Source organism: Pantoea sp. X-Soil-ISGK-259 (assembly GCF_059730705.1).
The window spans coordinates 2,398,110-2,424,524 of record NZ_AP035986.1 but is presented as its reverse complement, the minus strand read 5'-3'; the positions used below and the strand labels follow the sequence as shown (position 1 = coordinate 2,424,524).

General features: G+C 53.4%; 30 protein-coding genes and 1 tRNA gene. 12 read left to right on the top strand and 19 right to left on the bottom strand.

Annotated features, from left to right (window positions below):
* Positions 1–1,122: 1,122 nt before the first annotated feature.
* Positions 1,123–2,577, bottom strand: coding sequence for an AMP nucleosidase (locus AC6I77_RS11580; RefSeq protein WP_497816945.1), 1,455 nt, complete (start codon positions 2,575–2,577; stop codon positions 1,123–1,125).
* Positions 2,578–3,042: 465 nt separating this feature from the next.
* On the opposite strand from AC6I77_RS11580, the gene AC6I77_RS11575 reads away from it, so the two are divergent.
* The 3 genes from AC6I77_RS11575 (at position 3,043) to AC6I77_RS11565 (ending at position 6,054) form a co-directional block, all read left to right on the top strand.
* A complete protein-coding gene (locus AC6I77_RS11575) occupies positions 3,043–4,452 on the top strand; it encodes an EmmdR/YeeO family multidrug/toxin efflux MATE transporter (RefSeq protein WP_003854424.1) in 1,410 nt (469 codons plus the stop codon).
* 193 nt (positions 4,453–4,645) lie between these two features.
* Positions 4,646–5,758 carry a lactonase family protein gene (locus tag AC6I77_RS11570; RefSeq protein WP_497816944.1) on the top strand — a complete coding sequence of 371 codons (1,113 nt, stop codon included), beginning with the start codon at positions 4,646–4,648 and terminating at the stop codon, positions 5,756–5,758.
* A 140-nt stretch (positions 5,759–5,898) separates the two neighbouring features.
* Positions 5,899–6,054: a hypothetical protein gene (locus AC6I77_RS11565; RefSeq protein ID WP_003854427.1), complete on the top strand. Its 156-nt coding sequence runs from the start codon at positions 5,899–5,901 to the stop codon at positions 6,052–6,054.
* Positions 6,055–6,455: 401 nt separating this feature from the next.
* On the opposite strand, the gene AC6I77_RS11560 is transcribed toward AC6I77_RS11565, so the two are convergent.
* The 3 genes from AC6I77_RS11560 to AC6I77_RS11550 form a co-directional block, all read right to left on the bottom strand.
* Positions 6,456–6,531, bottom strand: a tRNA-Asn gene (locus tag AC6I77_RS11560).
* Between the two features lie 103 nt (positions 6,532–6,634).
* Positions 6,635–7,408, bottom strand: a complete 774-nt coding sequence (gene mtfA, locus AC6I77_RS11555) for a DgsA anti-repressor MtfA (protein ID WP_008926889.1) — start codon at positions 7,406–7,408, stop codon at positions 6,635–6,637.
* Positions 7,409–7,579: 171 nt separating this feature from the next.
* Complete coding sequence (locus tag AC6I77_RS11550) at positions 7,580–8,257, bottom strand: ASCH domain-containing protein (protein ID WP_003854430.1); 678 nt, start codon at positions 8,255–8,257, stop codon at positions 7,580–7,582.
* A gap of 611 nt (positions 8,258–8,868) precedes the next feature.
* Here AC6I77_RS11550 and AC6I77_RS11545 point away from each other — a divergent pair.
* Both AC6I77_RS11545 and AC6I77_RS11540 read left to right on the top strand, forming a co-directional pair.
* Entirely contained in the window at positions 8,869–9,573 is a 705-nt protein-coding gene (locus tag AC6I77_RS11545; RefSeq protein ID WP_497816943.1) for a phosphohydrolase, read from the top strand.
* Between the two features lie 71 nt (positions 9,574–9,644).
* Positions 9,645–9,926 carry an Arc family DNA-binding protein gene (locus AC6I77_RS11540; protein WP_003854433.1) on the top strand — a complete coding sequence of 94 codons (282 nt, stop codon included), beginning with the start codon at positions 9,645–9,647 and terminating at the stop codon, positions 9,924–9,926.
* Between the two features lie 43 nt (positions 9,927–9,969).
* On the opposite strand, the gene dcm is transcribed toward AC6I77_RS11540, so the two are convergent.
* Positions 9,970–11,346 carry a DNA (cytosine-5-)-methyltransferase gene (gene dcm / locus AC6I77_RS11535; RefSeq protein WP_003854436.1) on the bottom strand — a complete coding sequence of 459 codons (1,377 nt, stop codon included), beginning with the start codon at positions 11,344–11,346 and terminating at the stop codon, positions 9,970–9,972.
* A 190-nt stretch (positions 11,347–11,536) separates the two neighbouring features.
* Between dcm and AC6I77_RS11530 the strand changes: the two genes are divergently transcribed.
* The 5 genes from AC6I77_RS11530 (at position 11,537) to AC6I77_RS11510 (ending at position 13,796) form a co-directional block, all read left to right on the top strand.
* Positions 11,537–12,016, top strand: a complete 480-nt coding sequence (locus tag AC6I77_RS11530) for a very short patch repair endonuclease (protein ID WP_003854438.1) — start codon at positions 11,537–11,539, stop codon at positions 12,014–12,016.
* A 51-nt stretch (positions 12,017–12,067) separates the two neighbouring features.
* The gene (locus AC6I77_RS11525; protein ID WP_003854439.1) at positions 12,068–12,343 is read left to right on the top strand and encodes a hypothetical protein; all 276 of its coding nucleotides are present in this window, start codon (positions 12,068–12,070) and stop codon (positions 12,341–12,343) included.
* An 11-nt stretch (positions 12,344–12,354) separates the two neighbouring features.
* Positions 12,355–13,266, top strand: coding sequence for a DUF808 family protein (locus AC6I77_RS11520; RefSeq protein WP_003854441.1), 912 nt, complete (start codon positions 12,355–12,357; stop codon positions 13,264–13,266).
* 33 nt (positions 13,267–13,299) lie between these two features.
* Positions 13,300–13,431 carry a hypothetical protein gene (locus tag AC6I77_RS11515; protein WP_003854444.1) on the top strand — a complete coding sequence of 44 codons (132 nt, stop codon included), beginning with the start codon at positions 13,300–13,302 and terminating at the stop codon, positions 13,429–13,431.
* 188 nt (positions 13,432–13,619) lie between these two features.
* On the top strand, positions 13,620–13,796 hold the full coding sequence (locus tag AC6I77_RS11510; protein WP_003854445.1) for a YodC family protein: 177 nt from the start codon (positions 13,620–13,622) through the stop codon (positions 13,794–13,796).
* Positions 13,797–13,881: 85 nt separating this feature from the next.
* Here the strand turns inward: AC6I77_RS11510 and AC6I77_RS11505 are convergent, their stop codons facing one another.
* The 3 genes from AC6I77_RS11505 to AC6I77_RS11495 all read right to left on the bottom strand — a co-directional run bounded on the left by AC6I77_RS11505 (position 13,882) and on the right by AC6I77_RS11495 (position 16,510).
* Positions 13,882–15,102 carry a glycosyltransferase family protein gene (locus tag AC6I77_RS11505; RefSeq protein WP_003854447.1) on the bottom strand — a complete coding sequence of 407 codons (1,221 nt, stop codon included), beginning with the start codon at positions 15,100–15,102 and terminating at the stop codon, positions 13,882–13,884.
* A 30-nt stretch (positions 15,103–15,132) separates the two neighbouring features.
* Positions 15,133–15,924 (bottom strand): mannosyl-3-phosphoglycerate phosphatase-related protein, encoded by a 792-nt coding sequence (locus AC6I77_RS11500; RefSeq protein WP_110411317.1) that lies wholly within the window; start codon positions 15,922–15,924, stop codon positions 15,133–15,135.
* Positions 15,925–16,291: 367 nt separating this feature from the next.
* Positions 16,292–16,510, bottom strand: coding sequence for a DUF2525 domain-containing protein (locus tag AC6I77_RS11495; RefSeq protein WP_003854453.1), 219 nt, complete (start codon positions 16,508–16,510; stop codon positions 16,292–16,294).
* A 315-nt stretch (positions 16,511–16,825) separates the two neighbouring features.
* Between AC6I77_RS11495 and AC6I77_RS11490 the strand changes: the two genes are divergently transcribed.
* Both AC6I77_RS11490 and dsrB read left to right on the top strand, forming a co-directional pair.
* Entirely contained in the window at positions 16,826–16,984 is a 159-nt protein-coding gene (locus AC6I77_RS11490) for a YqaE/Pmp3 family membrane protein (RefSeq protein ID WP_003854456.1), read from the top strand.
* A 62-nt stretch (positions 16,985–17,046) separates the two neighbouring features.
* Positions 17,047–17,241, top strand: a complete 195-nt coding sequence (gene dsrB / locus AC6I77_RS11485; RefSeq protein ID WP_003854458.1) for a protein DsrB — start codon at positions 17,047–17,049, stop codon at positions 17,239–17,241.
* Between the two features lie 107 nt (positions 17,242–17,348).
* Here dsrB and AC6I77_RS11480 read toward each other — a convergent pair whose 3' ends face one another.
* From AC6I77_RS11480 to fliJ, 11 genes are all read right to left on the bottom strand, one after another.
* Positions 17,349–19,055, bottom strand: coding sequence for a methyl-accepting chemotaxis protein (locus AC6I77_RS11480; RefSeq protein WP_003854460.1), 1,707 nt, complete (start codon positions 19,053–19,055; stop codon positions 17,349–17,351).
* Positions 19,056–19,195: 140 nt separating this feature from the next.
* Positions 19,196–19,831 (bottom strand): transcriptional regulator RcsA, encoded by a 636-nt coding sequence (gene rcsA, locus AC6I77_RS11475; protein WP_008926881.1) that lies wholly within the window; start codon positions 19,829–19,831, stop codon positions 19,196–19,198.
* 624 nt (positions 19,832–20,455) lie between these two features.
* Positions 20,456–21,241 carry a flagellar biosynthetic protein FliR gene (fliR, locus tag AC6I77_RS11470; protein ID WP_003854464.1) on the bottom strand — a complete coding sequence of 262 codons (786 nt, stop codon included), beginning with the start codon at positions 21,239–21,241 and terminating at the stop codon, positions 20,456–20,458.
* A complete protein-coding gene (gene fliQ / locus AC6I77_RS11465) occupies positions 21,241–21,510 on the bottom strand; it encodes a flagellar biosynthesis protein FliQ (RefSeq protein WP_003854466.1) in 270 nt (89 codons plus the stop codon). The genes fliR and fliQ overlap by 1 nt, the downstream gene beginning before the upstream one ends.
* Positions 21,511–21,536: 26 nt before the next feature.
* A complete protein-coding gene (fliP, locus tag AC6I77_RS11460) occupies positions 21,537–22,268 on the bottom strand; it encodes a flagellar type III secretion system pore protein FliP (protein ID WP_031593200.1) in 732 nt (243 codons plus the stop codon).
* Positions 22,268–22,666, bottom strand: coding sequence for a flagellar biosynthetic protein FliO (gene fliO / locus AC6I77_RS11455; protein ID WP_003854470.1), 399 nt, complete (start codon positions 22,664–22,666; stop codon positions 22,268–22,270). Before fliO ends, fliP begins: the two co-directional genes overlap by 1 nt.
* Before the next feature lie 10 nt (positions 22,667–22,676).
* Positions 22,677–23,084 (bottom strand): flagellar motor switch protein FliN, encoded by a 408-nt coding sequence (gene fliN, locus AC6I77_RS11450; RefSeq protein WP_003854471.1) that lies wholly within the window; start codon positions 23,082–23,084, stop codon positions 22,677–22,679.
* A complete protein-coding gene (gene fliM / locus AC6I77_RS11445) occupies positions 23,077–24,084 on the bottom strand; it encodes a flagellar motor switch protein FliM (protein WP_003854473.1) in 1,008 nt (335 codons plus the stop codon). Before fliM ends, fliN begins: the two co-directional genes overlap by 8 nt.
* A gap of 4 nt (positions 24,085–24,088) precedes the next feature.
* The gene (fliL, locus tag AC6I77_RS11440; protein ID WP_003854474.1) at positions 24,089–24,574 is read right to left on the bottom strand and encodes a flagellar basal body-associated protein FliL; all 486 of its coding nucleotides are present in this window, start codon (positions 24,572–24,574) and stop codon (positions 24,089–24,091) included.
* 128 nt (positions 24,575–24,702) lie between these two features.
* Entirely contained in the window at positions 24,703–25,968 is a 1,266-nt protein-coding gene (locus tag AC6I77_RS11435; protein WP_003854476.1) for a flagellar hook-length control protein FliK, read from the bottom strand.
* Positions 25,965–26,408, bottom strand: coding sequence for a flagellar export protein FliJ (fliJ, locus tag AC6I77_RS11430; RefSeq protein WP_003854478.1), 444 nt, complete (start codon positions 26,406–26,408; stop codon positions 25,965–25,967). Before fliJ ends, AC6I77_RS11435 begins: the two co-directional genes overlap by 4 nt.
* Between the last annotated feature and the right edge of the window lie 7 nt (positions 26,409–26,415).

Sequence of the window (26,415 nt, the reverse complement as noted above, 5' to 3'; positions counted from 1 at the left end):
CCTGCCCACTGAGCAGGTTACGCCCGCCAGGCGGTGGGGAGTTTCAGGTTGCCCGTGCAGGCGGACGCGTTAAGGGGCGTACGCCCGCCCCTTAACAATCCCGGCGTCCGGCAGCCTGCGCGCCCCGCGTTGCGGGGTGCCTTCGTCACGCCCTGCGGCCTGCGGACCGTCCGGACGCGCCATCCCTGGCGCGTTCCGTCCTTTCGCCGACGTCCTGTCGGCTCATCCTTGCCTCCGGTTGTTCCTCAGCGCTTCGGATGCCTCAGGTAAACCCCCGCCTTTAATATCCTGGTTTTTATCGGACATAGCGTTGTCTGGTGGTTTGAAAGCCAAAGCTAATTTTGAAAACCATCAGCGGCAATGCACCAGCATTAAAAAGAAGAGGCAACATTTGATAGGGTGAAGAGCCATTCTTCCTGTCAGGCTTAAAACCGCAGGCAATCCTTCAGACTCGCAGCAATTACTTACCCAACACAAAAAGAAGAGATAAAAGTAGATAGGGTGGAAGTGCATTCTTCCTGGCAGGCCAAAACCGCAGGCAATCCTTCAGACTTGCACCGGTGACATACCCAACACAAAAATAAGCGATATCAGCGAGGGTAGAAGGCCATTCTTCCTGCCCGGCAGAGAGACACAGATAATCCTCCGGACTTACAGCGACGACGTACCCAACACAAAAAGAAGAGATAAAAGCGGGGAAGGGAGGCCGTCAGAGCCGCTGAGCGGATGAGGGATTTCAGGACGAGCGGCAGGGATGCCGCGAAGAGGCGGGTTCGCGCCAGGGAGGGCGCGTCCCGCCGGTCCGTAAGAAATCCGGAAGAAGCGAAGGGACCGCGAAGCGGCGGTGAAGCAGGCCGGAGCCCGGGGTCAAGGGGGCGCGGCGACTGGCGCCCCCTTGTTGGTCGCCTGCAGAGGCGTAACTGAAACTGGCCAGCTCGCCAGGCGAACGAAACCTTCTCATAGCCCGTTCGCGCAGCGAACACCCTGGCTTTAGCGTACGCAGCCCGCCAGGCGAACGAAACCCTCTCATAGCCCGTTCGCGCAGCGAACTAACACCAGCCCCAGCTCCGCAGCCCGCCCGTTCGCGCAGCGAACACTCCCCCCTCGCCAGCGGCGAAAAACTTACCTGAAAGGCGGCTCATTAAACGTCCGCAACTTACGCGAATGCAACTTATCACCCTCGGCGCGCAGCAACTCAACCGCATGAATGCCAATCTGCAGATGCTCCGAAATCGCCCCTTCGTAGAAGCGGTTCGCCTGACCAGGCAGCTTAATCTCGCCGTGCAGCGGCTTATCCGAAACGCACAGCAGCGTGCCATACGGCACACGGAAGCGATAACCCTGCGCGGCAATAGTGGCGCTCTCCATATCGACTGCGACGGCGCGGCTCAGGTTAAAGCGCAGAGCCGACGCGGAGTAACGTAACTCCCAGTTGCGATCGTCAGTGGTCACCACGGTGCCAGTACGCAGACGCTGCTTCACCTCTTCGCCAGGCATATTACTCACAGCTTTTGTGGCGTCGTAGAGCGCGCGCTGCACTTCGGCAATGCTAGGCACCGGGATGTCTGGCGGAAGCACGCTGTCGAGCACGTGATCGTCACGCAGATAGGCGTGGGCCAGCACGTAATCGCCAATTCGCTGGCTCTCACGCAGACCGCCACAGTGACCAATCATCAGCCAGGCGTGAGGGCGCATTACCGCGAGATGATCGCAGATGGTTTTAGCATTCGACGGGCCGACGCCGATATTGATCAACGTAATACCACGGCGATTCGGCGAAGTCAGATGCCAGGCTGGCATCTGGTGCTTCTTCCACGCCAGATCAGAAAGCATCGGCTCACTGTCGGCGGTGTCCGAGGTCAGCACTACATCGCCGGCACAGGCCAGGCTGTCGTAAGGGGTATTGGGATCACGTACCTGCTCAATCGCCCAGCGCACAAACTCGTCAACATAACGGGTGTAGTTAGTGAACAGCACAAACGGCTGGAAGTGCTCCACGCTGGTGCCGGTGTAATGACGCAGGCGGGCCAGCGAGAAGTCGGTGCGCAGTGCGTCAAAATGCGACAGCGGGAATTTGGCGTCAGCGTGGAACAGACCGTCGGTGGTCTCATCGCCAATCTGTGACAGCTCGGTGGTCGGGAAGTGGCGTGCAATACCGGCACTCATGGTGCGATCCAGTGACAGATCGGAGCCGTCGATCACGTAAGGATAGGGGATCTCCTGGCTGGACGGCACCACGTCAATCTCCAGCTGATACTCCTTCTCCAGCATTGCCAGCTGTTCCGCAATATAGTGACGCAGCAACGCCGGACGGGTGACGGTGGTGCTGTAACTGCCGGTGTGGGTAAAACGTCCCCAGGCACGTGTGCGGTTCTGCTGCGGGCCTTCGCCGTGCCAGGTGATGCGCAGCTCGGGGTAGACAAACAGTCCCGCTGCCCGATCGGCCTCATCCGGCAGCGTGCCGTTTTCGGTGAAGACTTTAATCGCCGCACGCAGCGCATCAACGGCACTGTCGTAGAGGCGTTCAAGTTCATCCAGCGCCTGCTGGCTGGTCAGGTTTTTCCGTAGTGTCGGCATGGTTTCTCCTTCCATTTTTTTCCGCAATTTGCCCCAAGCTTAGCGGGTTTGCTGCAGAGATTGGTGAAGAATCTGTGATTGCTGATTTTTCGCGCTAACGAAGCGGGAAATCTGAGCAGTACGGTTTTAAGGATGAGTCAGTCGCACTGAGGTCCGTTAAGTAAATCTTTACTATCAGACAGGATGATTAGCCGTCATTAACTGCGTTACGGATGACGAATGCGCCGTAAAGCAGCCTTATGCAAGCCGGCGGTAATCGATCATAACGTCAGGTAAATAATCAGAATTGCTACAGCGGACAGGGCGGTGAGGCAGAATCTGCCGTAACGGGATTAAAAAGTTTGTAACCATGATTAATTTGCGCCGGAAAGACTTTGCATATTTCTCAGCCCCCTATCATCATTAGATCTCCTATCCAGTCACTTCTGATTTGGTAATCCTTTGCAAAATCCCGGCGTAGCAGTGATGCAGGCGATCAGGCGCACGGCGTGGTATCCAAAACGCCGCTCTTATCGCACGCTCTACTGGCGTGAAATATCGCCACTGGCAGTGCCTATCTTCTTCGAGAACGCCTGTGTGTTGTTGATGGGCGTTCTGAGCACCTTCCTGGTCAGCTGGCTGGGTAAAGAGGCGATGGCAGGCGTGGGCCTGGCTGACAGCTTCAACATGGTGATCATCTCATTCTTTGCCGCCATCGATCTCGGCACCACGGTGGTGGTGGCGTTCAGCCTGGCAAAACGCAACGGGAAGCGCGCCCGCGCCGCCACGCGACAGTCGCTGGCTATGATGACGATACTTGCCTTTGTGCTGGTGATCGCCATTGAGTTCTGGGGCCATTTGATTGTCGATGCGATCGCCGGTGCAGCCGATCCCAAAGTGAAAGAACTGGCGCTGAGCTATCTGCAGACGTCCGCCTGGAGCTATCCGGCTGCGGCCATCACACTGATCGGCAGCGGGGCGCTGCGCGGTGCAGGCAACACCAAAATTCCGATGCTGATTAACGGCGGCATGAACATCCTGAACATCATCATCAGTAGCGTGCTGATTTATGGCTGCTTCTCGTGGGACGGTTTAGGCTTTGTCGGGGCCGGACTCGGACTTACCATCACCCGCTATATCGGGGCGATCGCGGTGATTTACGTGCTGATGATCGGCTTTAACGCCTCGCTGAAAATCACGCTATCGAGCTATTTCCGGCGCTGGAACAGCAGCATCCTGATGGAAGTTTTAGGCATAGGTGTGCCTGCCAGTATCGAGTCTGTGTTGTTCAACGGCGGCAAACTCCTGACCCAGGTCTTTGTGGCAGGGATGGGCACCAGTGAAATTGCCGGTAACTTCATCGCGTTCTCTGTTGCATCCCTGATCAACCTGCCGGGCAATGCGCTGGGCTCTGCATCCACCATTATTACCGGCACACGATTAGGCCGGAATCAGGTGTTCCAGGCGGAACGCCAGGTGCGGCATGTTTTCTGGCTGGCGACGGCATGTCTGAGTGCGATAGCGCTGTTGACCGTACCGCTGGCCGGGTTACTGGCCCGCTTCTATACCAGCGATCCGGAGGTGATAAACGTAACGAAGCACCTGCTCTGGCTTAACGCGCTCTTTATGCCTCTATGGGCCGCGTCCTGGGTGCTGCCCGCCGGACTTAAGGGCGCGCGTGATGCGCGTTACACCATGTATGTCTCAATGTTCAGCATGTGGTGCGCCCGTGTGGTGGCCGGTTATCTGCTCGGCATTGTGCTTGGGATGGGCGTCACCGGTGTCTGGCTGGGGATGTTCCTCGACTGGACGGTGCGCGGCATCTTCTTCTGGTGGCGGCTCAATAGCGGTAAGTGGCTCGATCGCTACCGGAAGATGATCGCCAAAACCGGTTAGCGTTCTGCTTACGCCTTCCCTGATTCTGGGGGAGGCGTTAAATCTCATTCCCGCCCCAAAAAATAACATCTCCGTCACATCTCCAGACTTCTGGTCCTAAATTCAGACAGTTGCACAAAGCCAGCCTCATCAGACGGGGTTAGCGTAATGCCTGCTGCGCACTGACGCAGAGACTACTTATCAAGGTGACCCTATGATCCGTCTCAAAACGGCGCTGGCACTTCTGCCGCTGCTGTGTAGCTGCCCGCTGTGGGCGACAACCTTTGTCTATGTGTCGAATGCTGAATCCGGCACCGTTTCCCGCTATCAGCTCAGTGAGGCGAACGGCAGCCTGAAATGGTGGGGCGATACGCCGGCCGGAAAAAAAATCATGCCGCTGGCGGCCAGCCCGGATGGTAAACATCTCTATGGTGCGCTGCGCAGTCCGCCTTATTCGATCATCAGCTGGCGCGTTACCGGGCCGCAGGGTGATTTGCAGAAACTGGCGGTAACGCCGGTTGCAGCTAGCTTCCCGTGGATTACCACTGATAAGAGCGGACGCTATCTGCTGGCCGCCTCCTATGACAGCGATATCGTCACCAGCAACCGGATTGATGACAAAGGGATTGTGACCGCGCAGGTCACGGGCGAAGTGAAAACCGGGCCCCATGCCCATTCCGTAATTACCGACGTCACTAACCATTCACTCTACGTTGGCAATCTTGGCGCGGATCGGGTGCTGCAATATACCTTTGCCAGTGACGGGGCCATCACACCACTGGGCACCGGCTTTGTTCAGGGAGAGAAGAACAGCGGTGCGCGGCATTCGGTGATCTCGCCGGATAATCGTTTTCTCTATAACCTCACGGAAATGAGCGGCACCATCACCCAATTCCGGCGCGCGGCGGATGGCTCACTGACAGAGCTGAAACGCTGGCCAAATGCGGTGGCGAAGAAATATAACCTGCAGCATGGCGAGCAGCGCCCGGCGGGTTACAGCGATCCGACACTGCGCATCTGGGCGGCAGACATCAAAATTACGCTGGATGGGCAATTTATCTACGTGACCGAGCGCACCTCCAGCAACGTCAGCGGCTACCGGGTGGATAAACAATCCGGTGAGTTAACGCTAATCGGCAGCTGGCCGGTTGAAAAACAGCCGCGCAGTATAGCTATCGATGCAAAGGGCAAATGGCTGATCGTCAGCGGCGAGAAGAGTGCCGTGATTGGCAGTTACGCTATCGATCCTGCCAGCGGCGAATTGAAACGGGTCGCTGAAGCACCTGCTGGTAAAGGCGCGAACTGGGTGACGCTGATTACGCAGTAACAGACCTGTTTCTGGCGCTGACTAATCAGCCGGGCAGGCTGCTTATGCCATCTCCGGCATAAGCAGCGCAGAAATTTTTGCTTCAGATTGCGCGCACAAGCAGGTTTACTCAGGGCATCAACCGATGCGGAGAACCTGAGATGAAACAGAAACTGATAGCCTGGTTTGAACAGCTGCTGAGTGGCCCCGGAGTGAGTCAGCATGGGCATGATATCAATGTCGAGTTGCTGCTGCCGCTGAGCCAGCTGTATGGGCTGGAATATTATCCGGCTGTGCATCGCTATCATGAAAAATAGTGGTTGTTGTGTTTTGTGTGTTTGAAGGCCCGTAATCTGAGCGGGCTTTTTTACGCAAGGGGATTGAGAGGCTGAGTCCGTTGATGAGTAGAGGTTCAATTTGGCAAAAATGCACTCAGGCAAAACAATAATGACGTATCCTGAACGTCTCTTACGCCACGAATATCAATCTCAGATCTAGAAAGCCCGGCGTTTTTTCTTTGAGACAAGTTTGTGCCATAACGGCATCTACCGCTTATTGGCCAATAATGAAATGGAACAACCATTGCCAAAATGCATATCTGAAAAAGGGTGTGGGATGACGTGTTTTTAATTGAAAGGGGATAAATATGAAGGAAGGGATATCCAACGGGTATAAAGCAAAAAAGCAGATATCCGAAGATATCTGCTTTCTCTAATTCTGGCTCCTCTGACTGGACTCGAACCAGTGACATACGGATTAACAGTCCGCCGTTCTACCGACTGAACTACAGAGGAATCGTTTGAACGAGGCGAATATTAACGGCGTCGCTCTAAGGTGTCAACAGCAAAAAATACATTATCATTCAACTGGCTAGGTTTAACGCAAAGCGATCGGGATTTAAGCAGTTTGCGCCGTGTCAGTAGCGATCCGGGTCAGCGGATCCTGCTGATAAAACTGTCGCAGATGCTGATACATGGCGGGAAAGCGTTCTGCCAGCAGAACCGGGGCCGTAAAGAAATATTCTGAGAGCACAGCGAAGCACTCAGCCGGATCGCTGGCGGCATAAGGATCAATAGTGGCAGCCTGTTCGCCCACCAGCTCGACCTCACTCTCAATTTCTGCCATCGCGGCACGCAAATCCTTTTCCCACTGCGCCACGTCTCGCAGCGGTATCACCGGAACACCGCTGGTGTAACCACTGCCGCGCGCATCCAGCTTATGTGCCACCTCATGAATAACCAGATTAAAGCCGGAGAGGTCAAAGGAGTCCTGAATATCCAGCCAGTTGAGGACTACCGGTCCCTGTGTCCAGCTCTGTCCTGAGTGAACGGCAGGCGCACTGTGAACCAGCCCATGCTCATCCTGCCAGTGATCGTCGACCTCGAATGGCTCGGGATAGATCAGCACATCGTGAAAACCGTCCAGCCACTCCAGACCCAGCTTCAGGACAGGCAGAGAAAAGAGCAGGGCGATGCGCACGCTGCGCAGTTCATCAAGCTGTGCACCCTCGAGAGGCACCAGTTTTTTCTGCTGCAGAAAGCGCTTTGCCAGCTCAACCAACGCCTGTTGCTCGTCATTGCTGAGCAGGCTGAATACCGGCTGTGCCAGACCCTGCTGCCACGGTAATGTAGCCAGCATGTCGTCATGCGTTTTCCAGGGCCATTTAAACATCGCAACTCCCGCACAGAATCGGACTATTTCACTATCCTGACGCGGCAGATATAAAAATGCCAGCATCGAATGCTGGCACCAGTTGCTGGCTACAGGGCTGAAGGCTGTCTATTCAACCCGTTAGCGCGACCGTTGTCTGTGATTCAACCCGCAAAGCGCAGGGCTAAAGCATTAGTTGCGTTCGATGCGCTGAAATTCAATGACCCAGACCCAGGGATTCACTTCCCAGCTGGTCGCGCCGTACTGTTTTTCCCAGGCTTTGCGATACGCCTCTTTAGGCGATTCTGAGTTGGCGTTCATGGTGAAGAAGTTATTCAGGAAGTGCGAATCGGTCTGTACGCCCTCTGCCCGGATGTCATCTTCACTAATGTCCTGAATTTTCTCCGCGCGGACGCCGGTAATTTCGAGGTTGATACGGCTGGCCCAACGAGGCATATGGATGGCGGTCTGCCAGCCAAACTCTTCGGCCTCTGGCGTACTCAGTGCATGCTGACCCAGCTCATTACTGTCGGCCCGATACTGGCAATATTCCGGCAGGCGAAACGGCGTCGGGTCACGTTCATATTCGGCCAGATCGCTCTCTGGCACCATTGGGCCACGCCAGGTTTCACGCACCCAGAGTATGTCACCCGGTTTGCCATAGGGGCATTGATAGCTGATGTCAGCCATCGACATCATTTTGTAGCCGTGCAGATGGTTAGCACTCACATCGAAGGCGTGCACGCCCTCGTGATGATCCTGTCCCGGACCGAAAGCCTGAGTTTTCATAATGCGCCGGGTTTGCGTTTGCTGGCCAACCAACAGGGCACGAACACGCTGTTCGGAAAAAAGAATCGGCCGTTCTTTCATTGATTACCTCTTTTTTATTAGTAGAACCCGGTTACTGCTGTAAACATCCATTCACGTCACATCTCAGAGTCATCATAAAAGCTTTAAATCATTTTGCTTAATAATTTGTCGCCTGACAGTCACTTTAAAGTTGTCACGTTGGGTATTAAAAAAACGCAAAATGCAAAAAGCGCACCAACGCTTTAGATATCATGGACGCAACACGACGATTAGCCCGGATACAGTACGTTATAACGATAAAAATAGGAACCTTTTCAGACTTTTTCACCTGCTTTTGTGCACAGTTTTACAATTAAACACGTGACAAAAAAAAGTTAAACAGGGTCTGTATTATCGGTTAAACATCGACAAAACATTACAGCTGTTAAACTAATTTTCTTAGCAGCAATTCACTGAGGAAAGGCTGAAAACCGCCGAAATTGCGGTTATTGTGTAACAGAGATGCTATACAGATGATCCAGATCTCATTTTTCTGCCCGAAAAACTGGCAGCGCCGCTCTTTTCAACAGCACTGTAAAAAAAGTGTCATTAGCCAGTCGCTATGATGGCTTGCCGTTCGTGCACTGAACACGACAGAGAATCTGCTGTCGGTCACTACAGGGAGATAGACTATGTCACTCACACTCTGGCAATCTCGCTATGAAAGCTGGTTTCAGGCGAACTGGATCCACGACGACGGCGCGCACGATATTGCCCATTTACGGCGCGTCTGGATGAGCGCGCAGCGAATCATGACGGGTAGACCCGCTGATCCATTGGTAGTGCTCACCGCCTGTTATTTTCACGATGTGGTTAATCTGCCAAAAAATCATCCGGAACGTCATCTCGCCTCAACCTATGCCGCCACGGAAACCCAGCGCATTCTGCAGCAGGACTTTCTCGATTTCCCTGCTGAGAAGATTGATGCGGTGATGCATGCCGTTAAAACTCACAGTTTCAGTGCTGGCATACCGCCTCAGACACTGGAAGCTAAAATCGTCCAGGATGCTGACCGGCTGGAGTCACTGGGCGCAATCGGACTGGCGCGCGTTTTTTACACGGCGGGTGCGCTGAATCGTCCGTTATTTGACAGTCAGGACCCGCTGGGCAGAGATCGTGAGCTGAATGATGTTAAGTGGACGCTGGACCATTTCCAGAAGAAGCTGTTGCGCCTGCCGGAAACCATGCACACCGAAACCGGCCGCATGTTAGCTGAGCATAACGCCGATTTCCTGGTGCGCTACATGGCGAAACTTTATGCCGAACTGCAGGGCAATCTGGTGGGGCTGGATGAGGGCGTACTGCGTGACTTCACCCCATTGAAAACTGAATATTAAATTTTTATGACAGTATATTAATCGAAACGGGCATCCGGTAGCGTGTAGCGATAACAAAAAGGAGCTGCCCGATGACCGAAACTGTTAATTTAACAATTAAAATTGATCCTGAGTTGAAAGAAACGATTAAACAGCTGGCGCTGGAAAACCAGATTTCAATGAGTCAGGAAATTGTGCAACGTTTGCAGGCCAGTCTGGAAACGCATCCCCATCCGGCGATTGATAATCAGGACATCACCGAAGAGGGGACTGAGGGATCAGGTGCCACTGACGTGAAATCCGATGGATTGAGCGCCAGCGAGTTGAAGCAGATTCGTCTGCTGCTCAAGAAACAGAGCAAGAAGAAGAAATAAAACAGAAACCCGTCGCAGGACGGGTTTTTTTATTTCAGAACCATTACGATTTCAGCTGACGTATATGTGGCAGCAGCAGCTGCGCGACTGCCGCAAACACCGGCACAACCACCGAGTTCCCAAACTGTTTATAAGCCTGCGTGTCCGAGACCGGAATGCGGAACGGCTCACGGCCAGGCACATCGAAGCCCATCAGACGGGCGCACTCGCGCGGGGAGAGACGACGGGGCCGTCGTGCCATATTGTCTGCATCCTGAAACGCTGCTTCGCCAACAGCGCTGTCCCAGCCGCGGTCAATCAGAATTTCTGAGCCATCTTTATAGTACCGCGCCGACAGCGTCCGCACGCAGCAATCAGGATTACGCGGATCGTTAAGACCAAAACCAAAGCCATTGCCTTTCGCTTTATGTTTTTTCGCATACTGGTAGAGGTAGCGCCATAACACCGGCGACAGAATATATTTGTCGTCTGGCGCGCGCTCCAGCAGGCTCTGCAGGCTGGGCACCTGCGCCGGATAGAAACGGCGAATGTCGCGTAGCGTAAAGTCCTGCTTCTTCAGGTCGCGGCGGATACCGACCAGCACAATGCGTTCGCGATGCTGTGGCAGAAAGTGACGCGCATCGATCACTTTGGCATCCGGGCTACCGGCTCCGGCATCGGCCACGTCATAGCCCAGCTCATCCAGCGTCTCCATGATAATGGCGAAGGTGCGGCCCTTATCGTGGCTCTTGAGATTTTTCACATTCTCCAGCACAAAGAAGGGCGGTTTCTTGGCGGCCAGAATACGGGCGACATCGAAAAACAGCGTGCCCTGCACCTGACACTCAAAACCGTGCGCGCGTCCCATCGCATTTTTCTTGCTGACGCCCGCCAGCGAAAAGGGCTGACAGGGAAAACCCGCCAGCAGTACCTGATGATCAGGGATCGCCGCATCAATCGCGCGGTAAATCGCGTCGTCGTCGGTCAGACCTTCCGGCTGGGTAACCTGACGGATATCGGTATTAAAGTGATGCTCCAGCGGATCGCTGTAGTGATTGGCTTTGTAAGTGCGAACCGCCTCTTTATTCCATTCACTGGTGAAGACGCACTTGCCGCCAATTGCCTCGAATCCTTTACGAATGCCGCCAATCCCGGCAAAAAGATCGATGAAACGAAACTCAGGATTATCATAATGGGCCGGTCGGGTCGGCAGCAGACTTTGCAGCAGCGACAGCTCCGCCTCGCACAACGGCGGCAAGGCGCTTTTACCCTGACGGATCCGGTTCAGCAGTGATGGCGTCCAGCAGGAAAACCCTGCCTGATGCAGGCGGGCCGTAAGATCACGAACTGAATAGATTGCCAGCACCTGCTGAACGAGGTCAGACGCGTCAGCAGATGAGGGTGCAGCAGAGAGTGGGGCAGCGAGAGCGGCGGAATGCATGCGTTTTTCCTTAACAGTAAGGTGCCTATGCTATCACTCCAGACGCTATGAGGAAATTGCCGGGATGTGCCCCGTGCCAGCGCCCCGGAAAGTTCTGTTTTTGCGGCATACTCTCCGAACTCATCCGGCGACAGCTTTCGCTTTTCGTGGCGCAGACTAAAGTTACAGAACCAGCAAAAAAGGAGAGGTTATGGCTGATGTTCACTCCAGCGAAACGCGCAGCAAAAATATGCGTGCTATTCGCGCTCAGGATACGGCCATTGAGCAACGTATTGCACTGTTGCTGAAAGACCGGGGATTCAGCTTTCGCGTGCAGGATAAAAACCTGCCGGGTCGGCCTGATTTCGTTCTGACAGAACAGCAGGCAATCATCTTTGTTCATGGCTGTTTCTGGCATCGCCATCACTGCTATCTGTTTAAGATGCCGGCGACGCGAACAGAGTTCTGGACCGGCAAAATCAACAGCAATGTTGAACGTGATCGGCGCTATGTGCGCCAGCTGCAGGAGGGCGGCTGGAAAGTACTGATCATCTGGGAGTGTGCGCTACGGGGCAAACTGCGCCTGACGGATCAGGATCTGCTGGAGCGGCTGGAGGAGTGGCTGATGGCGATGTCGGAGAGTGCCGAGGTCGACCATCAGGGTATTCATCATTACAACGCTGATTGCTAATCAGGAACATAATTGGTTAGATCTGCGCTTTCTCCGTGGCCAGGAGCCTAAATGAGCAGCATAAAACTGACGGTAAAACGCCTCTATCAGATTCGTGACGAGCGGATGGTTAACACCAAAGCGACTGCGCGGGTCTACTGCGGTGACAGGCTTATTGCCACGGAGGAGATTACCGGCATGACCGAAAGCCCGGTCAGCAAATATTTGCATGCTGAAGGCAAAGCAGGTGAGACGGTACGGGTGGAGTGGGATTGTGAGGGCATCGCAGAGATGACCGTTACGGAAATTGAGCGCTGCCCATGTTGTCAACATAACGAACCAGACTAAGGATAAGAATTTTGGCAGGCACCAGTTTACTGACTTTACTTGATGATATTGCAACACTTCTGGACGATATTTCCGTCATGGGGAAAGTGGCGGCAAAAAAAACCGCTGGCGTACTGGGCGACGATCTGTCGCTGAATGCACAGCAGGTCACCGGCGTAAAAGCCAATCGTGAGCTGCCTGTGGTCTGGGGCGTTGCCAAGGGCTCGTTCCTCAACAAACTGATCCTGGTGCCCATGGCGTTGGTCATCTCTGCGTTTGCGCCCTGGCTTATCACGCCGCTGCTGATGATTGGCGGGGCCTATCTCTGTTACGAAGGCGTTGAAAAGGTCATGCACACGCTACAACAGGATAAGCAGAGCAAATCACCGGAAGCGCGCAAGCAGCGACTTGACTCACTGGCTAAAGAGAATGCGGCAGAGTTCGAGAAGAAGAAGATCAAAGGGGCGGTGCGCACGGATTTCATTCTCTCTGCTGAAATTGTCGCGATTACCTTAGGGATTGTGTCGGACGCACCGCTGCTTAACCAGGTGATTATTCTGGCGGGCATCGCGATTCTGGTCACCATTGGCGTGTATGGCATCGTGGCCGCCATCGTGAAAATTGATGACCTTGGCTTCTGGCTGCGTGAAAAAACCTCGCGGCTTGCGCAGGGCATCGGCAGCGTGCTGCTGGCTGCAGCGCCCTGGTTGATGAAGATTCTTTCAGTGGTCGGCACCATCGCGATGTTCCTTGTGGGTGGTGGCATCGTGGTGCATGGCATTGAACCGCTGCATCACCTCATCGGGCAAGTCAGCAGCGGCTTTAACGGCTGGATCGCCATGCTCCTGAGTAATGGCGCAAACCTGGTGCTTGGTTTTATCATTGGGTCGATCGTGCTGTTAGTGGTTAACCTTATTGCCAGAGTGCGCGGAAAATCGGTATAAAGCGCACTGTGATTTACGGTCAGGAGAATGACGATGAACGACGACATGTTTGAATTTGATATCGACGCACAACTTGAGCAGGCTGAAGCGAAAGCGGAGAAAAAAGCCAGCGAAGTGCCGGATGATCTCGGCGACGAAGCCGATTGCGAAGGCTGTAAAATCTGACGTCAGCGTCAAGACTTCATCAAAGCGGATAAGTTTTTATCCGCTTTTTTTATTTTCCGCATATCCAGCTGATTAATTCCGAATTTGCCCTTTTTTTGCGTGCCTTAACAGGCAGGAACCTTCTTCGCCTGCTATAAAGAAAATAGTCACTCAGGTTAATAACACACAGGTAATCAAAGGAGCGCAATATGGTTTTCGCAATCAGTGAAGAAGTGCAGCACAAGGAACAGGGACAGACGATGGTGGTGACCGGCTTCGCGAGTGGCATGGTGGAATGCCGCTGGTACGACGGTTATGCTGTGCGCAGTGAAGCCTTTCGTAGTGATGAGCTGAGCGCCCTGAATCCTGAGCAACTGGCGAGCTGATAGCATACAGGCCTGTGGGTCCAGTGACCCGCCAGGCCCGCTTAAAGTTTATTGATGGCCCGGCACGTCCCTGTGCCGTCCTGTTTCAGACATTCCCGTCGTTATCCTCTTCAACGGCCTGATAGATACGCTGCAGCACGTCCGGAAAAGCAGACTGGACACGGCTCCAGCTCGGTATAAACGGCTTATCGTTAGGTCGCTCAATAAAAGCCTGGCCCGCTTCCAGAATGGACTGGGTAAACATCTCTACTGCTGCCTCTTCCACATGCTGATCAAACTTCAGCCCGTTCATCGCCGCTTCGTGGTTATAGGTCTCCATCATATCCAGCGCATTACGGTAATAGGTTGCCTTCAAAACACGAAACGAGTCGCTGGTCAACGGCACACCCATGGTGGCGAGCTTACGCAGCAGTGACTGGACGATATCGCTGCTCATACGCTTCAGGCCGCCGGTGCCATCATCTTCCGCCAGTGGCTGATGCTTGTGATCGTAATTATCGGCGATTTCCACCTGGCACGACTGACGGGTGGTGTAGTTGCGGTAAATCTCTGACAGCACACCAATCTCAAGCCCCCAGTCGCCGGGGATTTTAATGCCGTTCAGCACATGGGTTCGCATAGCGAACTCGCCGGAGAGCGGATAGCGGAAGCTCGACAGATAATCCAGATATTCGGAATGGCCATAGACTTTCTGCAGCGAGCGCAGCAGCGGCCCGACCAGAAGACGGCCTACGCGGCCATTAAGCTTGCCATCCGCAACCCGCGCATAGAACCCTTTACAGAATTCATACTGAAACGCCGGGTTTGCCAGCGGGTAAAGCAGACGGGCCAGCATGCCGCGCTCATAGGTGACAATATCGCAGTCATGCAATGCCACACAGCTGGTGCGGTCCGACGCCAGGGTATAACCGGTACAAAACCAGACATTGCGGCCTTTACCCGGATTGGTGGGTGACAGACCCTCTTTATCCAGTTCCGCATCGATCGCCTTGAGGCGTGGGCCATCGTTCCACAGAATGCGATGCCGTTGCGGCAGACGGGAGAAGAATTCCCGGGCAAACAGGAACTGGTCGCGGTCGGCACGGTCCAGACCAATCACGATTTCATCCAGATAAGGCACTTTAGCCAGTTCATCAACGATTTTTGTCAGCGCCGGGCCTTCAAGTTCAGAAAATAGCGATGGCAGGATCAGCCCCATTTTGCGTTTGCGGGCAAAGCGTACCATCTCTTTTTCCAGCGACTCCACACTGCGGTGGGTAAGGTTGTGGAAGTTAGTGATTACGCCATTCTGGTAAAAGTCACTCATCGCATCATCCTTTTAATGCCCGTGGGCAGCTTATTGAGATTGAGTCAGAAAATAGTCCAGCCCTTCACGCCAGCCTTCAGGGCCATGATGAGCCGTGTGATAAACCTGAGCAGGGTCGGTCCGGCTGAGTGTCACCGGCGTTTTACTGTAGCCTTTAATCACCACGGCATAATCAACCGCATCCAGCATCGGCGCATCATTAGGCCCGTCGCCCAGGCCGATTGTGGTGCGTGTCTCTCCGGGGAAGTGATCCAGCAGCCAGCGCAGCGCTTCGCCTTTGCCGCTCCCGGCGGGCAGCACATGCCAGAAACGTCCGCCCTGGGTCAGCGCCAGGCCTTGAGCGCGTAGTGCGTCATGAAAACGATCAAAGGCTTCGTCACTGTCGCGCCAGACAATGACTTCAGAAGCGTCGCGCTGACGGGACAGCGCTGATTCCGCTTCGCTTAATCCAGTCATTGAGGCAACTTCCGGATCAGAGAAGTCATGAAAACCGGTAAAGCGAAAATCTTTTTTTAAAGCAGCCAGGCGCAGACAGAGGTTGTCATAAGTCAGCGTGTTATCAGGCAGGCGAATCCGCTGTTGATCCTGTGTCTGTATCACTGCGCCATTCTCAGCAATAAACGGCGAACCGCTGATGCCGAGCCTTTTTTGCAGCGGAATAATTTCGGCCGCTGTTTTGCTGGAACAGATCACCAGCGGAACCGCATGGTGTTTCAGCGTGTTGAGCCACTCGGTGGCCGCATCCCAGCGATAGGTATGATGGTCCAGTAGTGAACCATCCAGATCGGTAATAACCATTAACGGCTGGTGGAGATCGGGCATTAACAGGCTCCTTTCATCACGTTCGCGGCTAAAGCGGCGATTTTTCAATATTATAGTTGAATATGGCTCACACTTTTTTTCAGGCGTCATTGGCCCGAAATCCAGGATAATTCTTAAAACCAGGTCGCTATAATCCGAGGGATGCATGAAGTGTGCGGGGCGCAATGACCAGCTGGCGCGGTGTTTCCGGTAACATTTTTCCATATCTGTCTGACATGTTGCAAAAATGTGCATATCTGATGCTTGTTTCAATCCAGGGATAGGGTAATCTGCAGAGGTGTTAAGAATTCCCTGGTGTAACGAATGAGTTTTTTACCCGGCCTTCCCGCCGGGTATTTTTTTGAAATCGATTTCAGCCATCAAATTCTCAGGCGCGATAATTCGAAATGTCGATCTCAAACGCCTCTGCCAGTTCGGTGTAGGAGTGAAAAACCCGGCCTTCAACTTCCAGCCGTGGCTGCTGGTCCTGATCCATATACTCCCGAATCTCTCCAGACGTTCTGGCCTGAATAGCCGTTAGTAAACCCTCGATATCAACCTGTAAATCTGACGGCTGACCCTCGCTGTGCTGCATTTCGTCTTTCATTTTCTGACTCCTGAGAGCAAACAGAATATTGAGTATAGAACCTGATGCAGAAAGGCGGGCGCGGGCAAATTTCAGGCAAAAAAAGCCCGCGCTGCGCGGGCAAAATCCTTGTTACTTGCATGTTGGCTGCACCTATTGGGGTGGTGCAGTCAGGGAAGTGTATAGGCGAGGCGCGTAAGAAATCTTGCGGTAAAACGTTAAGATACTGCAAAACTTTATCCTTACTCAGATTTACCTGACTTTATGTCCTGACAGAGCATATTCAGCTATAGTTGATAATAAAGCTGATTTTTATCAATACCTAAAGGAATGGTTATGGACATTTTACGAATTATTATTGCGATATTGCTGCCGCCACTGGGCGTGTTTATGCAGGTTGGTTTTGGCGGCGCATTCTGGCTGAACATCCTGCTGACAATCTGTGGTTATATCCCGGGCATCATTCACGCCGTCTGGGTTATTGCCCGCCGGTAACGCGCTGCATTGGCACGGTTCTTCGTTTAGACTGTATTCAGGATATTATCTGGAGAACCGAAATGAAGGTAAATGACCGCGTCAGCGTTAAAACCGATGGCGGCCCCCGTCGCACAGGCAACATTCTGGCTATGGAGCCATTCAATGAAGGCACTATGTTTTTAGTGGCGCTGGAAGATTACCCATTGGGTATCTGGTTTTTTAATGAAACAAACCAGCCGGATGGCATTTTTGTAGAGCCTTGCCAGGATGCCTGAACCTGACGCGCAATAAAAAAGCCGCGTTCCGGTATACGGAAACGCGGCTTTTTGCTGTTGTTAATCCCCCGGCAGTCGTCGCCCGCCCGGGATGACTGGCGATGACCTTAGAAGGTTTCCCAGTTATCAGTACCGGTGGCGAGCGCAGGACGTGCTGCCAGTGCCGGTGTTTTGAGTGGTGCAGCGGCGCGTGGAGCCACACCTGCGGTAGCGGGGGAATCGTGCAGGCGGAATGCGGCCACCGCCTGTGTTAATTTACCGGCCTGATCTTCAAGCGAGGCTGCTGCGGCTGAAGCTTCTTCCACCAGAGAGGCGTTCTGCTGGGTAACGTTATCCATCTCGGTAACCGCCTGGCTCACCTGCTGAATGCCACGGCTCTGTTCATCCGACGCTGCGGCAATCTCTGACATAATGTCGGTGACGCGACGGACTGCTTCTACAATTTCACCCATCGTGTTCCCGGCCGCGCCGACCTGATGCGAACCGTCATTAATCAGCGTAACCGACTCCGCTATTAAAGATTCTATCTCTTTAGCAGCCTGCGCACTGCGCTGGGCCAGATTTCGCACTTCGCTCGCTACCACCGCAAAACCACGTCCCTGTTCACCGGCCCGTGCCGCTTCAACCGCCGCGTTCAGCGCCAGAATATTGGTCTGGAACGCAATGCTATTAATGACATTGGTGATCTCAGCGATTTTCTTCGAGCTGCCGGAAATATTGGTCATGGTTTTCACGACATTATTGACCAGATCGCCTCCGCTGCGCGCTTTGCCTGAGGCATCTGCGGCGAGCTGACTGGCGTGATGCGCATTCTCGGCGTTCTGTTTCACTGTGGCGGTAAGTTGTTCCATGCTGGCTGCGGTCTGCTCCAGTGCCGCTGCCTGCTGCTCGGTACGGGATGAGAGATCGGTGTTACCGGCTGATATTTCGCTGGAACCCTGATAAATGGCCACTGCGCCTTCACGCACCGTACCCACGGTGGTCACCAGCGACTGCTGCATCAGCTGCAGATTGTGGATCAGTGTACCAATCTCACTGCGACCAAAGGGCAGGGGGGCGGAGGTCAGATCGCCCTGCGCAATACGCTCGATACGCAGCACAGACTGACGCAGGGGGCTAATGACCACGCGGCGCAGGAACACAAAGGTCAGCAGCACCAGCACCAGTGCGGCACTGAACGCCACAGCCATTGAGATAAAGCCGATGCGCGATTGCTGATCCGCTTCAGCGGTAATGGCATTGGCGCGGTCAGTACGAATCTTGATCGCTTTGAGTAATACCGCGTTGTACTCGTCATCCAGCTTGCGGGTAACGTCCGTCTCCTGAGCGATAATGCCCTCAAAACTGCCCTGTTTACCGGAATCGATCATCGGTATCAGGCCTTTATTGATGTAATTGTTGAAGCGGGTCTGCAGTGTGGCGTCCAGTTCAACGTCTGCTGGCGTCTTCACTACACGCGCCATATAGACCGCGAACCCCTGCTTTGCCTGTTGAATACGTTTTTCAGCGGCGGCGATATTGGCACGAAAATCGTCCATTTCACCGATACGCGCGGCGGCACCCGCCTGAATAATGGTCAGTCGCGCAGTACGCAGGTGGTTTGAACTGTTAGAAAGGCCCATACGAACCTGAATTTCGTCCGTGGCATCATCAAGTGAGTGGTTGCTTAAAATCAGAAAGTAACTGGCGACACCAATGCAGAGTGCGAACAGCAGCAAAATGCCGCCGAAGATCAGGCTAAACAGCGGCACCAGGCGGAGATTCTGCCAGATGCCAGCGCTTTTCTGTCCATCATTATCTAATGCAGTGTTCATATCCTTACTCTCTTGAGGCTGTTGTTATAAGGCATAACATCGGCAAAAGAGCGAAAAAGGTTAGCAGTAAGAATGAGACATGGATCGCAATTTAGTGCAAAAAAAACCGGCCATAGCGGCCGGTTCTTCAGGATTTACGATCAGCGAATATTAACGTAAATACCCGAGGTCACATTATCGGTCAAACGCACCACATGATAAATAACCTGCTTATTATGGGTTTTGATTTTGCGTTTAATATTACCTTTGTGTGACGATACCGTTTTGGCCTTAATTTGCATTTTATCTGAGATCTGAATGGTATCATGACCTGACATCCACATCTTCAGCATGTTTGACTCAGTCTGGCTCAATGTTAATGGATGAACATCCATGCCAGAAGAGATGCGTGCAGACTGGTTAAGCTTCTTCTGCAAATAGGTGCCGAGTAAGGAGTCCAGAGTCGATGTCTTCATCGATTTTGATGTAATAATCAGGTTCTTACGAACGTAGAGATATTCCTCAAAATGGATATTGCTAATCGCCATGAATATAAAGAACAGTGTATCCGGATGCTGCGTAATAATACTGCGAATACGTTCACTGGAATCTGACTCATGAATGAAACAATCTTCATTAATAAAGACGACACCAGGATTTAATTGCTCACATTTCTGCTGTAGTTGCTCAATATCGGAGACAGAAGAGATATTTTTCTTCTTAACTCCTTTTAAAGACATATAGTCTGATAATCCCAGGCGTGTGTAGTTGCAGGAATCCATAATAATAGTTGGCATAATAGCGACCCTCACCAATTTGTTATCCGTTTAAATCAACGATGAATACGCGTTGCGGTACGAGAGAGATTTCTTAGATACTTTTTATTCTGCTCGTGCAGTTTGGCAACAGGCAACCGCCCGTAAAAGTCTTCATCCCTGACCCGTTCTGCAAAAATTTTGTGCCGCCATGACGTCACACACTCTCCGACCATGGCGGGGGAGTGCCAGTGAAGTGTCGGAAGCAGTAAAACGCATTTTTGAGAGCTGTATCACTATCCTAGAAAACAAAGCGTTTTCTGATAGGACAATTCTCAAAAACATTTGTTTTACGAAAGTGTGAAGTCTCAGCGTGCGTTGACAATGCCGGAAAAACACTTTTTTAACAAGAAAAATCACTTAAAGAATTTTTTCTTGTAAATACAGTGATTTGCCGATTTAGCCTGCACATTCACAGTCTGACCGCTTCTGTGAACCACCCAACTAAAATACGCGAAGCCCGGTTTAATAAGAATTATTTTCAGACTCTGCGCACGTTTATCAGAATTTCCTTAGTTGCATTCTGGAAAACATGGTTCTGAAGATGCATGGATGGTTTTGTGATACTTAAGTGTCATTTTGCAAAGGTAGTTAGAAACTTAATGTTCAGGGACGGGATAGTTCTGTCAGGAACAGGGCGAGTAAATCAAAAATTTCACCGAATAAACGTTCACAGAACGGGGCTAGCAGGGGCATCAGCAAGCTGATGGTTAAAATTCCAACTGATAAGGTAATAGGGAAGCCAATTGCGAAGATTGATAACTGTGGTGAAACACGATTTAACAAACCCAGTACCAGATTTACCATGAGTAACAAAACGATTAAGGGCAGCGCTAACATCATGCCGTTAAGGAAAATTAATCCGCCCGACTTCACCAGTGCCATGAACGCGTTGGCATTTACCGGCTCACCGCCAATCGGCAGCGTATGAAAACTGTCCACCAGCAGCGAAATCAGCCACAGATGCCCGTTAAAGGTCAGGAACAGCAGCATCGCCAGCATGTCGAGAAAACGGGCCAGCACTGGCATGTTCAGGCGGCTGCCGGGATCGAAAAAGGTGGCGAACGAGATGCCCATCTGCAAACCAATCACTTCACCGGCAAGGCGCACAGCCGCAAACGCGAACTGCATGGTGAAGCCGAGGGCAATACCTATCAGCATCTGCTGAATCAGCAGCAGAAAGCCGGGAGGTGAAAACAGCGTCACATTAACAGCCGGTAACAGCGGCATGACCAGCCAGGTGATCATCACCGCCAGACCGATTTTGACACGCTTGCTGATAGATCGTTCATTGAGGATGGGAGCAGTGGCGAATAATGCCATGATGCGCACCAGAGGCCAGAAGAACTGGCTGACCCAATGAACCAGCTGGCTGCTATCGAGAGTAATCATCAGCCGATGATGTATGGCAGGTTAGTAAAGACGGTGCGGATATAATCCAGCAGCAGATTCAGCATCCACGGACCGGCAATGATACCGGTGGTGGCAACGGCCAGAATCTTAGGAATAAAGGATAAGGTCTGTTCGTTGACCTGCGTCGCCGCCTGGATCAGGCTGATCAGCAGGCCACTGACCAGGGCTGCCAGCAGCAGCGGGGCGGCCAGCATCAGGGCGACGCGCATCGCTTCCTGTCCCATTACCATTACTGATTCAGGTGTCATATGTTGCTCCGGTAAGAAAAGGGGGATCAGGAGTAGAAGCTTTGCGCCAGTGAACCGACCAGCAGTTGCCAGCCATCGACCAGAACAAACAGCATCAGTTTAAACGGCAGCGCGATAGACGCTGGCGGGACCATCATCATTCCCAGCGCCATCAGCACACTGGCAACCACAAGATCGATGATCAGGAACGGGATAAACACGGTAAAGCCAATCTGGAACGCCGTCTTCAACTCGCTGGTGACATAGGCGGGCAGTAGAATGCGCATCGGCACCGCTTCAGGGCCGGCAATCGGGGCGGTATTCGCCAGACGGGCAAACAGCGCTAAATCGGCTTCGCGGGTCTGACGCAGCATAAATTCGCGCAGTGGCTGGGCGCCTTTATCGATCGCCACATCCATGCTGATCTTGTCCTGACTGAATGGCAGATAAGCGTCCTGATAAATTTTGTCGAACGTCGGCGCCATAATAAAGAAGGTCAGAAACAGCGACAGTCCAAGCAGCACCTGGTTAGGCGGCGCCGAGGGCGTGCCAAGGGCGTTACGCAGTAAGCCAAACACGATGATGATGCGGGTGAAACTGGTCATCATCAGCAGCACGGCCGGAATAAAGGTCAGTGCAGTGATAAAAACCAGCGTCTGAACCGGCAGGGACCAGCTCTGACCGCCGTTCGGCAGTGAGTGGCTCACCAGGCCCGGCAGCTGGGCATGGGCAACCGGTGCCAGTAACAGCAGTGGCAGTAAAGGAAGCAGTCGACGCATCATTGTGGTTTTCCGGGACGTTTAACCAGGTTCTGTAACAGCTGACGAAAATCCTGTGGCGCACTGTTCACCGGCGTCACAGCGACCGGTTCACCCGGCGGCAGCGTGTGCAGATGGGTAACCTGCTGTGCAGTGACGCCCAGCACCAGACGGGCATCGGCGGTATCGATAATCACCACCCGCTCACGCTGGCCCACCGATACGCTGGCGGTGAGTTTAAGCTCCTGGCTGCTGACCTTTTTCGGCGCGAAGCCGACACGGCGTGCCAGCCAGGCGCAGGCCAGAATCAATAAGATAATTACGGCTAATACGCTGCTGACCTGAGCCAGCATAGAGCCGGTTGAGATCGCCTGAGCGTGCGGTGCAGCCGGTTGCAGCGTTTGATTCTGGCTATTCATAATGTGACTCTTAGCGACTCAGACGACGCATACGTTCAGATGGGGTGATGATGTCAGTGATGCGCACGCCATATTTGTCGTTCACCACGACAACTTCACCCTGAGCGATCAGGTAGCCGTTGATCAGAATATCAAGCGGTTCACCTGCCAGGCCATCCAGCGAGACCACCGAACCCTGCGTTAAACGCAGCAGCTCTTTAATGGTCATTTTGGTGCGACCCAGTTCCACGGTGAGTTTCACCGGGATATCCATAATCAGGTCGATATCCTGCAGCGATCCAGCGACGTTGCCGCTGTCGAATGATTTGAAGACGTCGTCGGTCTGCGGCGCACTGCTGCTGCCGACCTGCTCATTCATCGCTTCAGCCCACAGATCGTCCGCAGAGATATCGTCAGACGGTTTATTACTGTCAGTCATGGGGCTGTTCCTCGTTCAGCGAATTCAAAATCGGGTTAATCAGGTGTTCGACACGGAGCGCGTACTGACCATTCATCGTGCCATATTGGCTGGTTAAGACCGGGACGCTATCGACATGGGCGATAATGCGTTCCGGCTTCTCAATCGGCAGCACGTCACCGGGTTTCAGCTGCAAAATCCGTGACAGACGCAGTGAGGTTTCGGCAAAGTGCGCAATCAATTCCAGCTCAGAGTGCTGCACCTGTTTGACCAGGTTGTCGCGCCAGTGGTTATCTTCCTGACGAGAGTTTTCGAGCGGTGGGTTCACCAGCAGCTCGCGCAGCGGTTCAATCATTGAAAACGGGATGCAGATATTAAACTCACCCACCAGGTTACCAATCTCCACCTGGAACGGCGTGTTAACCACGATATCGTTCGGTGAAGTGGTGATGTTGGTGAACTTTACCTGCATCTCTGAACGTACATACTCAACGTCCAGTGGATAAATGGCTTTCCATGCGTCGCTGTAACCATCCAGCGCCAGCTTCAGCATGCGGCGAATAACGCGCTGCTCGGTATGGGTAAACTCACGGCCTTCAACTTTCGTCGGAAAACGTCCGTCGCCACCAAACAGGTTGTCGACAGCGATAAACACCAGGCTTGGTGAGAACACCACCAGCGCTGTACCACGCAACGGTTTCAGGTGGATCAGGTTCAGGTTGGTTGGCACCGGCAGATTGCGGGCAAACTCATGATACGGCTGAATCTTGATCGCCCCGACGCTGATATCCGGGCTACGGCGCAGCAGGTTAAACAGCGCCATACGGAAACTACGGGCAAAACGCTCGTTAATAATCTCCAGCGCCTGCAAACGCTCGCGCACCACGCGGCGCTGGGTATTCGGATCGTAAGGACGAATATCGCCTTCCGGTCCGTTTTGTTTCTTTTCTTCTTCCGCGCTGCCACTGTCGCCGTTTAAAAGGGCGTCAATTTCAGCCTGGGAAAGAATGCTATCGCCCATTGATTCACCTCAAAATGAAGGCAGTAAACAGCACGTCGCTTACAGCCTGCGGAGGTTGACCTTTTACCAGCGGGGGTGTCAGCGCCTGTTTGATTTGTTCAACAAGCGCCTGCTTTCCTTGCTCTGTCGCCAGCGTCGCAGCGCTTTGACGCGAGAGCAGCAGCAGCAAACGGCTGCGCACCTCAGGCAGATAGTCATTCAACCGACGCCGGGTATCCTCATCGGCCAGACGCAGGGTAAAGCCTACGTAAAGCACGCGGTCGGGATCGTTGTCGGGATTGACCAGGTTAACCGTAAATGTATCAAGTGCAAAAAAGACCGGAGCGGGAGGCGGTTCAACTTTCGCCACCTCAGGCTTATCGCCCTCATGTTTATTCATCATTCGCCAGACTGCATACCCTGCCGCGCTGCAAGCGGCCAGCGTTACAATGAGCAACACTGGTATTAAGAGTTTACGTTTGCGGCCTTTTGCTTTCGCGTTATCAGACATGGTTGCAGTTACTTCCTGTGAATTATGGGCAAGCCTCTCGGCTCACGGGACAGATTATCCGCGTCTTAAGTCAAACCAATGGGTAGATAAGACGCGGGTTTTACGCTTACCTTCAGCGTTTGCCGCTGTCAGGCGAAAGTATCGACGGCGCTGTTGCCGCTAACACGAGCCTGAAGGGCGGCGGGAACGGCAATCGGCGTAATGTCGGTGTCACTGTCCTGGGTGAGGGAGAAGCGGCCGTGCTCTCCATCGCGGCGCGCCTCCTGTTGTTGCTGGAATTGCTGGCCCTGCGCGGAACTGTCACTGCTCACCTGACTCTCGCCCAGGTTAATACCGCTTTCTGCCAGCGCACTGCGCAACTGCGGTATTGCGGCTTCCAGTGCCGCTCTGACGTGGCTATGGCCGGAAACCAGATTAATTTGTGCCTGGTCGTTATCCAGTTTCAGGCTGATCTGGATAGCGCCAAGGTCTGCCGGATGTAAACGCAATTCCGCGTTCTGCTGGCCGTTACGCGTGAACATCACAATCTGCTGACTTAGCGCCTGTTGCCACTCGTCGCTGCCCAGCTGTGAGTTCAGCGTTGGCGTTGACGGGGTGCTGATGGTCGCGGAGGCGGTCACCGCGGCGGGCAGGCTGCTGGCGGTGGCAACGGGCATCGCGTTGATCGTGCTATCGCTGGTGCTGGCTTTGATCGCTTGATCATCCTGCTTAACCATATTGCTCAGTGCCTGCTGAAAACTGCTATCAAGCGTCAGGCCATTGCCTGTTGCACTCTGCGCGGCGGTGTTGCTCTGGCTGGCGGCAGTCGCGACGGCAGGTTTGCTTTGTGCGTCGCTTCTGACTTCAGCCTTCTCATCGTCACCTGTTTCGTGGCCCGGCTGTGCGCTGCTCAGCAGTTGCGTCAGCGACGTCTGACTTTTCCGGCCGGTGTCGGTCTGGGCAATCAGCTCGCCCGCCTCACTGCTGACCGGGGTCGAAGGCGTCGCTGTCGGTGTCACCGCACCGGGTAACATGGCGAACAACGCCTGCACATTTTGCATGTCAGTGGCGCTTAAGGGTGCCACGTCCGGCTTGTCTTTATCATCGGCTGATTTTGACCCAGCTTTAATATTTTCCGGTTTAAACAGGGCGGTCAGCGCAGCAGGATTATCCAGCGCCGCCATCAGTGCATTCAGGGGGGCCTTCGGGCGGGCGTCATCAGTCTTTTCTGCTTTAGCGTCAGCGGATTGCGCCACTTTCCCATGCTGTTTCGCCAGGCCGAGCAGCTGGTTTCCCAGCGCAGTCAGAAAGTCCTTAGGCAGCGCGTCTTCACCCGCTGCAAGATCGGTTGAAACTGATGGTTCCGCGTCGGTTTTAACCGACGCTTTCGTGGCAATATGTGGCAGCGTAATCATTCGCCTCTCCTCGATGCGGCCCGTTGGGCAAATTCGTCCATCCGTTTCTGATCGAGACGGTTTTCCTGTCGTAATGCATTTTCTGCTGCACGCGTTATCAGCGTCTGATAAGCGTTCAGCCGCTGCTGTTTGTCGCGCCAGTTGATCAGCGCCTGTTCCAGCCGCTGATTCCAGTTATTGAGCTGGTTACGATGCTGCTCAATCGCTTTTTCCAGCGTCTGAATAAACTGGTGATAGTTGGTCCAGCGGGTGCTGGCGATACCGGATGACATATCGTCGTTGAGCTTGTTGCGATACTCATCCTGATAGTCGAGCAGCATCGTCAGCTGCTCGTTAGCGGCGTGCTGGCCGCGACGCATATCGCCTAAGTAGATGGCGGCACGTTCGAGATCCTGCTCCGCGAGGTCGCGCAGCGTATCGATGGCATTTGCAGTTTTCATTGCCGTT

Coding starts and splice junctions, on each gene's coding strand:
- AC6I77_RS11510 (WP_003854445.1), top strand. CDS start 13,620: ATGGTTTTCGCAATCAGTGAAGAAGTGCAGCACAAGGAACAGGGACAG.
- fliR (WP_003854464.1), bottom strand. CDS start 21,241: ATGATTACTCTCGATAGCAGCCAGCTGGTTCATTGGGTCAGCCAGTTC.
- fliP (WP_031593200.1), bottom strand. CDS start 22,268: ATGCGTCGACTGCTTCCTTTACTGCCACTGCTGTTACTGGCACCGGTT.
- AC6I77_RS11540 (WP_003854433.1), top strand. CDS start 9,645: ATGACCGAAACTGTTAATTTAACAATTAAAATTGATCCTGAGTTGAAA.
- fliL (WP_003854474.1), bottom strand. CDS start 24,574: ATGTCTGATAACGCGAAAGCAAAAGGCCGCAAACGTAAACTCTTAATA.
- fliN (WP_003854471.1), bottom strand. CDS start 23,084: ATGACTGACAGTAATAAACCGTCTGACGATATCTCTGCGGACGATCTG.
- dcm (WP_003854436.1), bottom strand. CDS start 11,346: ATGCATTCCGCCGCTCTCGCTGCCCCACTCTCTGCTGCACCCTCATCT.
- AC6I77_RS11490 (WP_003854456.1), top strand. CDS start 16,826: ATGGACATTTTACGAATTATTATTGCGATATTGCTGCCGCCACTGGGC.
- fliQ (WP_003854466.1), bottom strand. CDS start 21,510: ATGACACCTGAATCAGTAATGGTAATGGGACAGGAAGCGATGCGCGTC.
- AC6I77_RS11565 (WP_003854427.1), top strand. CDS start 5,899: ATGAAACAGAAACTGATAGCCTGGTTTGAACAGCTGCTGAGTGGCCCC.
- AC6I77_RS11570 (WP_497816944.1), top strand. CDS start 4,646: ATGATCCGTCTCAAAACGGCGCTGGCACTTCTGCCGCTGCTGTGTAGC.
- AC6I77_RS11480 (WP_003854460.1), bottom strand. CDS start 19,055: ATGAACACTGCATTAGATAATGATGGACAGAAAAGCGCTGGCATCTGG.
- AC6I77_RS11530 (WP_003854438.1), top strand. CDS start 11,537: ATGGCTGATGTTCACTCCAGCGAAACGCGCAGCAAAAATATGCGTGCT.
- fliO (WP_003854470.1), bottom strand. CDS start 22,666: ATGAATAGCCAGAATCAAACGCTGCAACCGGCTGCACCGCACGCTCAG.
- AC6I77_RS11545 (WP_497816943.1), top strand. CDS start 8,869: ATGTCACTCACACTCTGGCAATCTCGCTATGAAAGCTGGTTTCAGGCG.
- AC6I77_RS11580 (WP_497816945.1), bottom strand. CDS start 2,577: ATGCCGACACTACGGAAAAACCTGACCAGCCAGCAGGCGCTGGATGAA.
- AC6I77_RS11550 (WP_003854430.1), bottom strand. CDS start 8,257: ATGAAAGAACGGCCGATTCTTTTTTCCGAACAGCGTGTTCGTGCCCTG.
- mtfA (WP_008926889.1), bottom strand. CDS start 7,408: ATGTTTAAATGGCCCTGGAAAACGCATGACGACATGCTGGCTACATTA.
- fliJ (WP_003854478.1), bottom strand. CDS start 26,408: ATGAAAACTGCAAATGCCATCGATACGCTGCGCGACCTCGCGGAGCAG.
- AC6I77_RS11500 (WP_110411317.1), bottom strand. CDS start 15,924: ATGCCCGATCTCCACCAGCCGTTAATGGTTATTACCGATCTGGATGGT.
- AC6I77_RS11525 (WP_003854439.1), top strand. CDS start 12,068: ATGAGCAGCATAAAACTGACGGTAAAACGCCTCTATCAGATTCGTGAC.
- AC6I77_RS11575 (WP_003854424.1), top strand. CDS start 3,043: ATGCAGGCGATCAGGCGCACGGCGTGGTATCCAAAACGCCGCTCTTAT.
- rcsA (WP_008926881.1), bottom strand. CDS start 19,831: ATGCCAACTATTATTATGGATTCCTGCAACTACACACGCCTGGGATTA.
- fliM (WP_003854473.1), bottom strand. CDS start 24,084: ATGGGCGATAGCATTCTTTCCCAGGCTGAAATTGACGCCCTTTTAAAC.
- AC6I77_RS11505 (WP_003854447.1), bottom strand. CDS start 15,102: ATGAGTGACTTTTACCAGAATGGCGTAATCACTAACTTCCACAACCTT.
- dsrB (WP_003854458.1), top strand. CDS start 17,047: ATGAAGGTAAATGACCGCGTCAGCGTTAAAACCGATGGCGGCCCCCGT.
- AC6I77_RS11495 (WP_003854453.1), bottom strand. CDS start 16,510: ATGAAAGACGAAATGCAGCACAGCGAGGGTCAGCCGTCAGATTTACAG.
- AC6I77_RS11435 (WP_003854476.1), bottom strand. CDS start 25,968: ATGATTACGCTGCCACATATTGCCACGAAAGCGTCGGTTAAAACCGAC.
- AC6I77_RS11515 (WP_003854444.1), top strand. CDS start 13,300: ATGAACGACGACATGTTTGAATTTGATATCGACGCACAACTTGAGCAG.